At 57.4% G+C, this 13,177-nt stretch carries 8 protein-coding genes; 2 read left to right on the top strand and 6 right to left on the bottom strand.

All coding sequences use genetic code 11. The features are described from left to right. Positions 1 to 69 precede the first annotated feature (69 nt). Positions 70 to 801 (top strand): DUF72 domain-containing protein, encoded by a 732-nt coding sequence (locus ACW9KT_RS17975; RefSeq protein WP_457082936.1) that lies wholly within the window; start codon positions 70 to 72, stop codon positions 799 to 801. Here the strand turns inward: ACW9KT_RS17975 and ACW9KT_RS17970 are convergent. The 3 genes from ACW9KT_RS17970 to ACW9KT_RS17960 all read right to left on the bottom strand — a co-directional run bounded on the left by ACW9KT_RS17970 (position 764) and on the right by ACW9KT_RS17960 (position 5,703). Continuing rightward, complete coding sequence (locus ACW9KT_RS17970; protein ID WP_457082934.1) at positions 764 to 1,498, bottom strand: hypothetical protein; 735 nt, start codon at positions 1,496 to 1,498, stop codon at positions 764 to 766. The genes ACW9KT_RS17975 and ACW9KT_RS17970 overlap by 38 nt on opposite strands. Continuing rightward, positions 1,498 to 2,811, bottom strand: coding sequence for an LVIVD repeat-containing protein (locus tag ACW9KT_RS17965; protein ID WP_457082932.1), 1,314 nt, complete (start codon positions 2,809 to 2,811; stop codon positions 1,498 to 1,500). The genes ACW9KT_RS17970 and ACW9KT_RS17965 overlap by 1 nt, the downstream gene beginning before the upstream one ends. Positions 2,812 to 3,258: 447 nt before the next feature. Continuing rightward, complete coding sequence (locus ACW9KT_RS17960; RefSeq protein ID WP_457082930.1) at positions 3,259 to 5,703, bottom strand: prolyl oligopeptidase family serine peptidase; 2,445 nt, start codon at positions 5,701 to 5,703, stop codon at positions 3,259 to 3,261. Positions 5,704 to 5,855: 152 nt separating this feature from the next. On the opposite strand from ACW9KT_RS17960, the gene ACW9KT_RS17955 reads away from it, so the two are divergent. Then, positions 5,856 to 8,822, top strand: a complete 2,967-nt coding sequence (locus ACW9KT_RS17955) for a glycosyltransferase family 117 protein (protein WP_457082928.1) — start codon at positions 5,856 to 5,858, stop codon at positions 8,820 to 8,822. A 27-nt stretch (positions 8,823 to 8,849) separates the two neighbouring features. On the opposite strand, the gene ACW9KT_RS17950 is transcribed toward ACW9KT_RS17955, so the two are convergent. The 3 genes from ACW9KT_RS17950 to ACW9KT_RS17940 form a co-directional block, all read right to left on the bottom strand. After that, a complete protein-coding gene (locus ACW9KT_RS17950) occupies positions 8,850 to 10,148 on the bottom strand; it encodes a sensor histidine kinase (protein ID WP_457082926.1) in 1,299 nt (432 codons plus the stop codon). A gap of 345 nt (positions 10,149 to 10,493) precedes the next feature. Continuing rightward, positions 10,494 to 11,876: a sigma-54-dependent transcriptional regulator gene (locus ACW9KT_RS17945; RefSeq protein ID WP_457082924.1), complete on the bottom strand. Its 1,383-nt coding sequence runs from the start codon at positions 11,874 to 11,876 to the stop codon at positions 10,494 to 10,496. Positions 11,877 to 11,980: 104 nt separating this feature from the next. Next, entirely contained in the window at positions 11,981 to 13,177 is a 1,197-nt protein-coding gene (locus ACW9KT_RS17940; RefSeq protein WP_457082922.1) for an ABC transporter permease, read from the bottom strand.

Genomic DNA, 13,177 nt, shown 5'->3' with positions numbered 1-13,177 from the left:
ATGACCTTCTTATTAGGATTAAGATCAGCCTGTCAAATACTTAGCCTTTCAATACTAAACTACCGCGCTATGCCTGCATGGCACATCGGCTGCTCTGGCTACCATTACCGCCATTGGCGGGGCGTTTTCTATCCGGAAAAGCTGCCGATGAAGCGTTGGTTTGACTATTACAGCCAACACTTTCGGACCCTAGAATTGAATGTGACGTTTTACCGTTTTCCGCAGCTCTCTTTTCTGGAAAACTGGTACCAAAGCAGCCCTAGTGATTTCCGCTTTGCCGTAAAAGCCCCCCGCCTCATTACCCACTACAAACAGTTCAACCAAACCGAGCAGCTGCTGGCCGACTTCTACGGCACCGCCCAGGAAGGACTGCGCGAAAAGCTAGGCCCAATTCTATTTCAGCTGCCGCCTCGCCTGGCGTATTCCGAGGAGCGCCTGCACCGCATTGTGGAAAGCCTGCACCCCGAGTTTACCAATGTGCTGGAGTTTCGGCACCCGAGTTGGTGGATGGGCGAGGTGTACCAGACACTAGCGCGCCGCGGCATCAGCTTTTGCGGGCAAAGTCACCCGCTGCTGCCCGATGAGATGGTAGCTAACACGCCCGTGCTGTACTACCGTCTGCACGGGGTGCCTGCGCTGTATCACTCGCCCTATGGGGAGGACGCTTTGCGGCGCGTGGCCGCCGAGGTAGCAGCGGCCACGCATGTGCAGGAGGCGTATCTGTATTTCAACAACGACATCGGCGGCTCGGCCATTGCCGATGCTAGATGGCTGCAGGCGTACGTGGCCGAAGTGCGCTAAGGGCAAAGCCAACCTTGATGCCCGCCGGAATGTAGAAGCCTCGATGAGCATAATCGGAGGTGCCGGAGCGGTAGCGGCTAGCGGCAACCCCCGGATTGGTATGGGTTTGGCGCCAGCCCAGGCCCACAAATACATCTACGAAAACGGAGCCAGGGGGCAGGGGTGCTTGGTAGCCTGCCTGCACCGATGCGCCGTAGCGGGTTATCCTGTCCTTGGAGCGCACGGGGCCGTACTCCAGGTATGGCAGGTCGCCGGGGCCGATTACTTCCCGCCAGCCTTGGCCGCTAAACTGCATCTGGAAATACTGCAGCTGCGGTCCGTAGCTTACATATAAGCCGCTTGGGTAAGCTGCTTTGCCTGCAAGCAGATAAAAGCGGTGCTGGGCCTGTACACCAAAGCCGCGCACATCAACTACCTGACTCCGAGGAGGCGGGCCGTCGTTAGGGCTGCCGGCGGGGCCGGCGTACAGTTGGGGCGTGAGCGTAAAGCTCTGCCGGGAGTGACGCAGACGCTGCAGCTCCGCCTCCACCCAATAACCGCTCATAATTAGGTGCTGGGGCATAACTTTAAGGGCCAGCGAGCGGCTGGGGGGCAAATTTTGCCCCCCAGCCTTGTAACTCAGGCCCACTAGCACCAACACTAGCAAAAAGCCATTCCAGCTTAATGCTGGGGGGCAATTTTTAAGCTGTATAGCCATTAGAGCTTGGGCGTAATGGGTAACAGACTTAACTGCTGTAACTGGTTGCCGGTGTAGCTGTACTGATAGAGGCCGTCGGGCCCGATAGCCAGCAGATTGCCGTCATTAGGTATCACATCGGTTACCGATACTTTAAAGTGCTGCTTCTGGGTGAGCAATGGCGCCTTACTCGTGTCGAATGTTTTGAGGCCATCGAAGTCGCAGACAAAGAGCTGGTTGGCATCTACGCCCAAACCTTGCGGACCAGTCATAGGATAGGAGCGAGCCAGGGTTGGCTTACTCAGATTAGTTAAGTCGATAACTTGAAGCTGGTTGGGGCCACCACCGCAGAACCGGCCGCTGCGCAAGGTCACGTAGGCGTAGCGGTCGTCGACTACCACTGGGTCGCAGCTTACCACGTGCTCATAATAGGATACTTGGCGGGGCGACTGGGGCGTGGCTACGTCGAAAATATACATGCCGCGCTGGGTGCCCAGGAAAAGGTAGTGGTCTTTGGGGAAAATGGTTTCAACGCCGATTTGCAGTTGCACTTTGGGGCCGGGCGCGGGCGTAGTAGGGTTACTTAGGCTGAAGAGACGCAGGCTTTGCTCATCTACGCTGTAGAGGGTGTTGTCGAGGATAGCAAAGCGGGCCAGGGAGCCGGCTTTGCCCGTGGTGCCCCCACCGGGCGCCGAATTGAAAGCCGTATTACCGCCATCAGCCGCGGTCCGGAATCCCGAGTTCCATATCGGAAACGAGGAATAAGTAAGGGTATCCGTTTTTTTCTGCCAGCCAACTACCACAGTATTATCGGGTCGATTGGTGGCGGCACAATCGGAGTGTAAAGGCAAAGGCTCGGGCATGGGCAACTCGCGGAAGGCCTCGCGCACGCGGCTGGTTACACGCACCGCCAACGGGTTGCTGATGTCTAGGGTAACTAGGTCAGGGCCATTGTCGGCGTAGAGCAGGTTGCCCTTGATAGCAATATCGACGTTGCCTGGAATACGCAGAAAGCTTACAATGCGCGGGTTTTTAGGATCTTGGTTGTCAATTACGTGTACGCCTTCAAAGCGCTCATTCACATACACGTATTGGTCTTTAAGATAAATTTTGCCGGTGTTGTGCATCGCCTGGGGCGGCCGCGCTGCTACCGACTGCTCCAGCACCGACCGCGACATAAGCATAGGGCAATACGCGGTTTGAACGTAGGTGCCGCTGCCAAAGCGAGCATCTATTAAGCCCGGTTGCGGTTGGGGCTCCACAGAGTCGTCGGAGCAAGCGCCCAGGCCCAGCAGCAAGGCGCAACTGAGCAAGTAATTGTAAAATCTGGCCATAGCAATAAGGTAGCTTGAAGTGAAAGGAAGAAGTCGCGGTACGAAGCAGCAGCGGCTGCGCCGTGGCTTCTTTTCTGTGAGACATGGAGTGCTCGAAAGGTTGCAATGTGTTTTATGAAATTTGAATGCTATGCAGAGCCGCAGCTGAAGCATCTCGCGTGCTGAGGTTGCCCAACTATCCGTCATCCTGACGAAGGAAGGACCTTATGCCCGATGAATGACTAGTGCAACAACGACTCGTGCGAGCGTGATAAGGTCCTTCGCAAGTTCAAAATGACGGACGGCTTTTGATGACAGCTTTGTATAATGACCGGAGCAACTAAACACGCGAGATGCTTCGCTCCGCTCTGCATGACAGTCTATCGAGACTTGTTTTGACATAGTAGCCAAAAAAAGAACCGCGCCATTGACGCGGTTCTAATGATTGAAAGTGAGTTTAGCTCGTGCTTAATTTACCGGCGCAGCAGGCGCTTCTTTCACGTATTTATTCAGCCACGAATCCATTTCCCACAGCATGTGCATAATGGATTCCCGCGCCGCGTACCCGTGCGACTCGAAGGGCAGCACTACGTAGCGGGCCGTGGCGCCGTGGCCTTTGAGGGCGTTATAAAACCGCTCACTCTGGATAGGGAAAGTACCGGAGTTGTTATCGGCCTCGCCGTGGATGAGCAGAATTGGGGTCTTGATTTTGTTGGCCGCGGTGAAGGGCGACATCTTGTCGTAGACCTGCGGGGCCTCCCAATACGTGCGCTCCTCGGCCTGGAAGCCGAAAGGTGTCAGCGTACGGTTGTAGGCGCCGCTGCGGGCAATACCGGCCTTAAACAAGTTGCTGTGCGCTAACAGATTCGCCGTCATAAAGGCGCCATAGGAGTGGCCCATCACGCCTACGCGTTTGGGGTCAACTACGCCCAGGCGCTGGCCTTCTTCGATAGCAGCTTTGGCGCCGGCCACTAGCTGTTCAATATAGGTGTCGTTGGGTTCTGCATCGCCTTCGCCTACGATGGGAATGGAGGTGTTTTGGAGCACGGCGTAGCCTTGCGTTACCCAGAAAATTGGCGATCCCCAGGTGATGCGGGTGAAGGTGTAGGGCGAGCCTTTTACCTGGCCGGCGGTGCTTTTGTCTTTGTACTCAGCGGGGTAGGCTTCCAGCAAGGTGGGGAGCGGGCCGTCGGTTTTTTTGTAGTTGGGGGGCAAATACAGATTGGCCGTGAGCGGTAGGCCGTCGGCGCGCTTGTACTGAAGTACTTGCTTTTTGAGGGTGCCCAGAGCCGGATAAGGATTCGGGAATTTGGTCAGTGCGGTCAGCTTGTTCTTCTTTTTTGCGTCGCGCAGGAAGTAGTTAGGTGCTTGCTCTACCGACTCGCGGCGCGTCACGAACGTGCGCTTGTCCGTGTCCAGAATGGCTACCGGAGCTTCATAGTAAGGAGCCTCGGAACGCCACCAGCGCTCGGTTTTGCGGGTTTTTAAGTTCAACTGATCCACAAAAGGCCGGTTGCCTTCGGGTGAGGCACCTTCGCCGAGCAGGTAGATTGTCTGCTGGTCGGGACCTCCGAGGGCCAGCACGTCGCGGCCGGTGGCGTTGGGCTTTTGGTAGGGGGTGCCGGGGTCGTTGTAGGTATCTTGGGAAGAGCGGTCGAAGAGGACCGTGGGGGGCATTTTGGTGGTTGGGTTTACTACCCAAGTCATCACTTTGCGGTCAGACCAGCGGTAGCCGTTCACGAGGGCCGTGGTATTGTTGCCCCAGGTAATACCACGGAAGCGCAGAGGCAAATCGACCAGCTCCATGGGAGCGGCGGCGAAGGGCGCGGCTTGGGTGAGCACTTTATCGCGCACGGTAGCTACTTTTTTGGGGTCGCCGCCGTCCTGGGCTTCTACCCAATAAATGGTGGCGGGGGCATCGTCGCGCCAGTCGTGGTTGCGTGGGCCGGTGGGCACGGCATCGAAGCTGGTGGGCACGTTATCGGCCAGGGGCAGATCGGCAATAGATTTGACCAGATTGCCCGAGGCATCCAGCACGTCCACCTTCACCGGAAAGCTACCCACCGTGAGTTGGTAGGAATAAGGCCGGTGGCGGGTTTTGACCAGAATATACTTGCCATCGGGCGAGGGCGAAGCCTGCTGAATCACGCCTGGCTGCCCGATAGGCTGGGTTTTGCCATCCAGGCTCACTTTCATCAGCTGAGTAGTGGCGTAGTAGTCAAAAATCTTCTCGTCGGCAGGGTTTTTCAGCAAGTCCTGGTAGGTGCGGGCAGCGGCGGTGCGGCCCACATTTTCCTGCACAATGGGGCCCGTGGGCGCGGCTGTGGCATCCGGCACTTGGCCCCGATTGGCTAGTACCGTGCGGGCAATAAGGGTCTGATTGTCGGGCATCCACTGGTAAGCGGTGCCGAATACGCTGTTGAGCTGCACGCCCGGAATCTGACGAGCCGTGGCGGTGGCTACGTCCAGCACCCACAGCTGAATTTGCCCCCCAGCCGCGGCCGTGGCCTCGGTGGTAAGCGCAAAGGCAATCTTGCTATCGTCCGGCGACCAGCTCACCTCGCTAATCTTGGCTGGCGAGGGCAAGCCTTTTACCGGAATTTCCGCGCCGCCCGCCAGGCGCTTCAGCCGCAGCGCCGTGGAGTAGCTTACGCGACTAGGCCCGTTGGTGCGTGGGTTCAAGCGCAGGCCGGCAATGCGCAGTTCGGGCTGCGAGAGGTCGGCTATGCTGGGCAAATCCTGCACGTCGAGCAGCAGCATCCACTTGCCATCGGCCGCGATGCTCACGCGGGGCGTAATGGGCGCATCTACTAGATCGGCAATGGCCTTCGGGGGCGTTTGGTAAGTCACATCCTGCGCCGGCGCCGCCCAGTGGCTTAGGACTAGGATGCCTAAAAAGAAGAGTTTTTTCATGGATTGAGGGGTTGGATTGGTAGTCGTAAGATAAGAAGGTTTGGTGGGCCTCACCTGCGCGTCGGACCAACGAAGGACTAACCCCCAGGCAACCCCAAGCCCACGCCCCGCATCTTTCCCAAACCTTCACTCACAAAAGCCCCCCACGGCCTATGAATTACCAACGGACGAATAACCTGCTTGGCTGGCTGCTTTTTGCCGGCGCCCTCACGGTGTATGTGCTCACGTTGGAGCCCACGGCCAGCTTCTGGGATTGCGCTGAGTTCATTGCTACGTCGCATCATTTGCTAGTACCGCACCCGCCGGGCGCGCCGCTGTTTTTGCTGCTGGGCCGGGTGTTTTCGTTGTTTTCTTTTGGTGATGCGAGTCTGGTGGCGGGCCTGATCAATGGGGTTTCGGCTCTGAGCAGCGCCTTTACGGTGCTGTTTCTGTTCTGGACCATCACCTTGCTGGCCCGCAAACTAGTGCAAGGCCGCGCCCCTTCAAAGACTACTGAGCCTTCACTTACCGAAACGGCCCTGATTCTGGGCGCGGGCTCCGTGGGCGCCTCCGCCTTTGCCTTCTCCGATTCGTTTTGGTTTAACGCCGTGGAAGCCGAGGTGTACGCCATGTCCACGCTCTGCACGGCCTTCGTGGTGTGGGCTATGCTGAAGTGGGAAAACCGCGCCCACGAGCCCGGCTCCGACCGGTGGCTGATTTTGATTGCCTACGCCGTGGGCTTGTCTATCGGCGTGCATCTGCTTAATCTTTTGGCGCTGCCGGCGCTGGGCTTTATCTATTATTTCCGCCGCAACGCCCGGCCCACTTGGCTGGGGGGCATTCTGACGCTAGCAGTTAGCGGGGCGCTGTTGGGGGGCATTTTGGTTGGAATTATCCCTGGCCTGCCTACGCTGGCGGGCACGTTCGAAGTGTTTTTCGTGAACTCCGTGGGTTTGCCTTTCAACTCCGGCGTGCTGGTCTTTTTGGCGCTGTTTCTGGGGCTGATTGTCTTTGGATTCCGCTACGCAAACCGTACGCAAAACCAACTCCTGAACACTGGCTTGCTGGCCTTTGTGTTTATACTGATCGGCTATTCGTCCTACCTGATTGTCCCGATTCGCTCCGGCTTCAATCCGACCATTGACGAGAACAAGCCCGACGATGTGCTCTCTTTCGTGAGCTACCTTAAGCGTGAGCAGTACGGCGACCGACCCTTGCTCTACGGTCCGCAGTTCAACGCTCAGCCCGTAGCTCAGATTGAAGGTGCCCCGCGCTACATCCGTCAGGGCGACAAGTACATTATCAACGAGCGGCGCATAGAAAACGAGTACGCTGCCGAAGACAAAACTCTGCTGCCTCGCCTCTACAGCAACCGCCCCGGCCACGTGCGCGAGTACCAGAAGTGGGTCGATGTGCGCGAAGACGCGAAGCCCACGATGAGCCAAAACCTGAGCTTCTTTTGGAGCTACCAGGTGGGCCATATGTACTGGCGCTACTTTCTCTGGAACTTCGTGGGCCGCGAAAGCGACGTGCAGCAAGCGGGTACTTTGTTGCCTGGAGCGAGCAAAAACGGCTTGCCTCAGCTATTAGCTGACAATAAAGCCCGCAATAACTTCCTGCTCCTGCCCTTGCTGCTGGGCGGACTGGGCCTAGTATATCAGGCGCGGCGTGATGGGCGCAAGGCGTTGGTGCTGGGTTTGTTGTTTGGGCTAACGAGCGTGGCGCTGGTGCTGTATCTGAATCAGCCGCCGATGGAGCCTCGGGAGCGGGACTATACGTTTGTCGGCTCGTTTTATGCCTTCGCCATCTGGATTGGCTTGGGCGTTTTGGGGCTGCACGAGGTGCTACGGTATCTGCTGCGCACGCCCAATTTGCGGGTGGCAACCGCTATGGTGATGGGCTTGCTGGTGCCCGGCATCATGGCCGTGGAAGGCTGGGACGACCACGACCGCTCCGGCCGCTACTCGGCCGCCGACTCGGCTCATAACCTGCTCAACTCCTGCGCCCTGAACTCCATTCTCATCACCTACGCCGACAACGACACCTTCCCTCTCTGGTACGCCCAGGAGGTAGAGGGCATCCGCCGCGACGTGCGCATTGCCGTGCTCCAGTACCTGCCCACCGATTGGCACATCGAGCAGTTGCGCCGGCGCAGCTACGAGTCGGCCCCGGTGGCCTTGACCTTGCCGACCTCTAGCTACCAATCGGGCACCAACGACTACTTGCCCTACGTAGCCAACCCCGCCGTGCCGGCCGTGAATGTGCAGGAGTTTATGCAGCTGGTGCGGGAAAATAGCCCCCTGCTGCAAGTGCAAACTCAAAGCGGTCAGGCCCTGCTTTCTTACCCATCCGATAAATTCTATCTGCCAGTCGATACCGACAAAATCAAGCGCTTAGGCATTATCCCTAAAGAGCGCGAGGGCCAGCTCGTAGACCGCATGGAATGGAGTATGGGCAAGCAGTATCTGGATAAAAGCAAGCTGGTTATTCTGGATATTCTGGCATCCAACGACTGGCAGCGGCCGGTGTATTTTGCTAATGCCGTGGCTCAGCAGGAAGGCATGGGTCTGGAGCCTTACCTGCAGCTTGAAGGCATGGCCTATCGCATCCTGCCCTGCCGCAACCCTGATCCTCAGCCCCAGCGCGTAGGTTATGTGGCCCGCCAGCTTACCTACGATTCGCTGATGAACAAATTCGCGTACCGAAACCTAGACAACCCCAAGGTGTACTACGACGAAATCAATCGCCGCACGCTGGCTCAATACCGCGACAAATTCGGCCAGCTGGCCCAAGCCTATTTGCAAGCTGGCGAGCCCCTGAAGGCCAAAGAAGTCGCCTTGCGCTGCCTCCAGGTAATGCCCGACGCCGCCATTCCCTACGACCTTTACACGCCCGAGCTGGTAGCACCCCTAGCCGCCGCTGGCGAAAAGCCCCGCGCCAACGAAATCATGGATACGCTCCTGAGCCGCACCCAACAGTCGCTGGCCTACTATAGCACCCACGACGAGCAGGCCTTATTCGAGCAAGAGATTGCCACCAACCTCATGACCCTTCAGCGCCTCTACCAAGCCGCCACCGACACCGGCGACCAAGTGCGTGCCGCGCGGGTAATAGCATTGGCAGAGCAGTACGGGCGGTAGAGTCCCCGGGCTAGTTCAACGAGGGCCTCAAAGCCACACACTAAACACCGTCCGTCGCTCCGCAACAGTCTCCAAGCTAAAGCGGAAGCCGTGCTGCAAGAGAATGTCCCGAATCATGGTCAGGCCGATGCCTTGGCCGTCGCGCTTGGTACTAAAGAAGGGCGTGAACAGGCGTCGCTGCACCTCCGGCGCGATGCCGGGGCCATCATCCTCAATTTGCAGGAGCGGGGGATTCAGGCGGGTACGGACGGTGATGGTGCCGTTTTCGCCGATAGATTCGAGGGCGTTTTTGGTGATGTTGATCAGCACCTGTTCCAGCTGTTGTGCGTCTACGTCGGCCCAGAAAGGTTCGGGGGCCAAGTCCCAGTGCCAGGTTACGTGGCGCCGATGACTGGGCACTTGCATAAGGCGGTGAATATCGTGGAGCAGCTCGTGCAGCTCGCAGGCGCGCCGGTTGGGCACGGGCAGGCGCACGAGGTTGGCGAAGCTGGCTATGAAGTTGGCCAGATGGGTGTTGCGGGCAATGGACACATCCAGCGCTTCGGTAAAATCGGGTCGGTCGGTGGGAGCTAGCTGGGGAGCGTAATAGTGAAAGCTTTGCAGAATGGAGTTGATGGCGCCGATGGAGTTGTTAATCTCATGACTCATCATCCGAATCAGCTTTTCGTAGGCTTGTTTCTCTTGGCGAATGAGAGCCTGCGTCAACTCTTCCAGCAGAATAAAGTAGCGCGTAAATCCTCTATCCAGAAAATGGGCCGTGGAAGCGCGGTAGGTCTGCATACCCGAGAGCTGAATAACCTGGGGCTCATTGGGCTTTAATTGACTTAAAAAAGCCCCCCAGTCGCCGGGCATATCGGCGGGGCGCTGGCCTACTATATCGGTTGTGGCAAGACCTAGAAATCGTTCGGCGGCGGGGTTAGCAGCTTCGATTTTACCATCGAAATCCATTAGGAGAATTCCCGCCGGCGAGGCCTGAATCAGACGCTCCAACAAGAAACTTTTCTCGTGCTGAGCCACTCGTTCCTGCCGCAACTCATCAATCATGTGGTTGTATACGTCGATGAGCTGGTCCATTTCGCGCTGCCCCACGGGCACAAACTTCATGGAAAAATCCTTTGCTCGAATAGCCTCCGTGCCCGCCGCAATCAGCTGAAAAGGCCGCACAAACCCGCGGTAGAGCTGAGTAGTAAGAATGATAGAAACCAGCAGCAGCACTTCCGTTCCTAAGAACAGGGCGGTATTCGTGCGCATAAGCTGCGCGGCCAGCGCAATCAAAACCCCGTGAATGATGACGACAAAAAGCAGGAATTTGACGCGCAGGGTCATAGAGAGAGCGGGAAGTTGAAGGGCAAGCTAAGCTAGGGAAAGAGATCGAAGCTTCCCTTCTCAGATGAGGAGGGGACGCGGCGGCCCAGCCGACGCTGGGGTGGTTGAGGGCGTTGTTTAGTTGTTTAGCGTGAAGGACAGAGAAGGCGGTCATGCAGAGCAGAGCGAAGCATCTCGCGTGCAGTCGTCTGGATTAGCTTGGCAACGTCAGCAAGCGAGATGCTTCGCTCTGCTCTGCATGACGTTCAACTAAACAACATCAGTAACGAGGTCAACCACCCCAGCCGCGCCTTCGGCACGGCATCCCCTCCTCAGATGAGGAGGAGAGTTGGTCGTTCTGACTTTTTACTTTTCCGCCGCATCAAAGGGTATTCCGAACTTCTCTAGGCGCCGATACAGCGCACCGCGGCTGAGGCCGAGGGCTTTGGCTACGCGGCTCACGTTGCCGCTGTAGTGCTCCATCGACTTGCGAATCATTTGGGCTTCCAGCTCTTCGAGAGTCATAGTACCGACGGGGGGCAATTCCGACGCTTCTGGGGCTCTGGGGGGCATTTTTTGGAAGTGAGCTTGGAAATCCTCGGGCCCCAGCTCGTCTTTGCCGCTTACTAGTACGGCCCGTTCCACCAGGTTTTTCAACTCCCGGATGTTGCCGGCCAGCGGCAACGTACGCAGCCAGTGCTGGGCCGCGGTGCTCACGCGGAGAGCGGGGCGGTGGTAGGTGGTGCGCAGATTTTGTACGAAGAAGTTGACCAGCAGCGGGATATCATCGGGGCGCTCGCGCAGGGCGGGGAGGCGCACCGTTATGAGGTTGATACGGTAAAATAGGTCTTCGCGGAAGCGGCCATCGCGCACTAGCTCGGCCAGGTTGCGGTTGGTGGCGCAGATTACGCGGATATCGAGGGTGCGGGGGCGGCTGTCGCCGAGCACTTCGTAGGTGCGGTCTTGGAGTACGCGCAGAAGCTTCACTTGGCTGCTCAGGTCCAGCTCGCCGATTTCGTCTAGGAATATTGTGCCCTTGTTAGCCAACTCGAAGCGGCCCACACGGTCGGTTTTGGCGTCGGTAAATGCCCCCCGGCGGTGCCCAAACATCTCGCTTTCAAACAATGACGCCGAAATGCCTCCCAGGTTCACCTTCACAAAGGGTTTATCGCGGCGGTGGCTGTTTTGGTGAATGGCCTCGGCGATGAGCTCTTTGCCCGTGCCGCTTTCGCCCTCAATCAGGACTGAAGCATCGGTGGCGGCCACCTGGCCCACACTGCGCAGCAGGTGCAGCAGCTGCGGGTCTTGACCCACAATGTTGCCGAAGTTGTAGCGCTTGTCAAGGTCCCGGCGGTTCAGCGTGTCGTCCTTGGCCGAGTTTTCCTGCAAGCTCAGAATCGTGCGAATCGTCTGGAGCAGGGCGTCGTTGTTCCAGGGTTTGGTCACGAACTCGGCGGCCCCAGCCTTAATGCCTTCCACCGCCAGCGTGATTGAGCCCCAGCCCGTAATGAGGATAACGGGCACCTGGGGGGCAATTTTCTTGACTTGCGCCAGCAATGCCAACCCATCCTGTCCGCTGGTGTCGAGCGAGAAGTTCATGTCCATGAGCATGAGCTGGGGCGGCGTTTCCCGCAGCACCTGGAGGGCGTCGGTGGGCGTGGCTACCCCCTTGGCCTGGTAGCCGGCCTGCTTGAGCAGCAAGCTCAGGGAGGTGCGCACCGCCACATCGTCGTCAATAATCAGAATCATAGCTCAGAGAGGCGAAGAACGAGGTTCGGGCAGGAATTTGAAAAGAGTGTAGCCCTAAAGCTATTGCGTGAAGAGGACACGCGTCAAGCTCAAGAAATGGGTTTTTATTCCTCCCGCAAGGAGACGGCGGGCTGAATACCGGCGGCAATCCGGCTGGGCTGCCAGGCACAGATAGCGGTGAGGGCAAAAATAAGCACCGTAGCCAGCGCAATAGCCTGCACATACACGGAAAGAGCCACGTTGAACACGCCCAGCAACGGAAACTGCACCGCCAGCAATATACCCAGCGCCACACCCAGCGTAGTGACAACCAGCATCTCACCCAAAAATTGCCCCCCAATGCCTACGCTGGTGGCGCCCATGGCCCGGCGCACGCCAATCTCGGCTCTGCGCTGATTGATGCTATACCACAACACTCCAAACAGCCCCAACGCCACATTCAGCACCAAGAATCCGCAAATCATGCCTAGTACCACGAGCGGCGTCACTACCACTTTCAGCTTCGACACGCGGTTTTGTTCCAAGGAGTTTACTGTTACCGACCAGCCTTTGGCTACGTTGGTGATTTCCTTAATTAACTGCTGTTCCAACATAGCTCCACTGCCCGGCTGCACGCGCACCAAAAAATTGGGTATCTCGTACGCAAACCTTTTTGAAGTAGTGTCGGTCTCAGCTACGCGGCGGCGAAAATTGGCGGGTTCGTCGTCGGCAAAATCGTTGCCCGAGCGGTAGTAGTCCACTACGCCAATTACCTGCGACTCATTCGCGCCTTTCGCGTCGGTCAGGATTTTGCCCACAGCTTTCTCGCCGGGGAACATCGCGTTTACGAAGGCCTGATTAACGATAATAGGATTGCGTGTGCTGGCCGCATCGCGCCGATCAAACCAGCGGCCTTCTACCAGATTGAGCTTTAACACATCCTCAAAGTCGTCATCGGCATCGTAGTTCTCGGTGATGGGACTTTGCTTGCCTTTGTAGTGCAAGTGGCCGTTCATGTTGCTGAAGGAGAAGGGCGTATTGGAATTAGTCTTGGTGAGGGCCACCACGCCTTTCGTCGCCTTCAGGCGCTGCATAACGAGCTGAATTTTCTGTCTCAAAGCAACGGTATCCGCTCCAGGATTGAGGTTCATTTCCCACACATTCTGGTACTCGAAGCCCATAGGCTTGCGGTAGTTGTTTACATTATATACCAGCAGGCTGCTGACCACAAAGAGCACGAAAAAGGACAGCACGATTTCCACAATCAGCAGCATATTAGACCGCTTGCGGTTCCAGATCAGGGTAAACAGATGACGTATCAT

Source organism: Hymenobacter sp. HD11105 (assembly GCF_054051685.1).
This window is presented reverse-complemented; position numbering and strand designations above follow the sequence as displayed.

Bases quoted from the DNA above. Each gene is read 5' to 3' on its own strand.
- ACW9KT_RS17975 (WP_457082936.1), top strand. From the start codon at position 70: ATGCCTGCATGGCACATCGGCTGCTCTGGCTACCATTACCGCCATTGG.
- ACW9KT_RS17970 (WP_457082934.1), bottom strand. From the start codon at position 1,498: ATGGCTATACAGCTTAAAAATTGCCCCCCAGCATTAAGCTGGAATGGC.
- ACW9KT_RS17965 (WP_457082932.1), bottom strand. From the start codon at position 2,811: ATGGCCAGATTTTACAATTACTTGCTCAGTTGCGCCTTGCTGCTGGGC.
- ACW9KT_RS17960 (WP_457082930.1), bottom strand. From the start codon at position 5,703: ATGAAAAAACTCTTCTTTTTAGGCATCCTAGTCCTAAGCCACTGGGCG.
- ACW9KT_RS17955 (WP_457082928.1), top strand. From the start codon at position 5,856: ATGAATTACCAACGGACGAATAACCTGCTTGGCTGGCTGCTTTTTGCC.
- ACW9KT_RS17950 (WP_457082926.1), bottom strand. From the start codon at position 10,148: ATGACCCTGCGCGTCAAATTCCTGCTTTTTGTCGTCATCATTCACGGG.
- ACW9KT_RS17945 (WP_457082924.1), bottom strand. From the start codon at position 11,876: ATGATTCTGATTATTGACGACGATGTGGCGGTGCGCACCTCCCTGAGC.
- ACW9KT_RS17940 (WP_457082922.1), bottom strand. From the start codon at position 13,177: ATGATACGTCATCTGTTTACCCTGATCTGGAACCGCAAGCGGTCTAAT.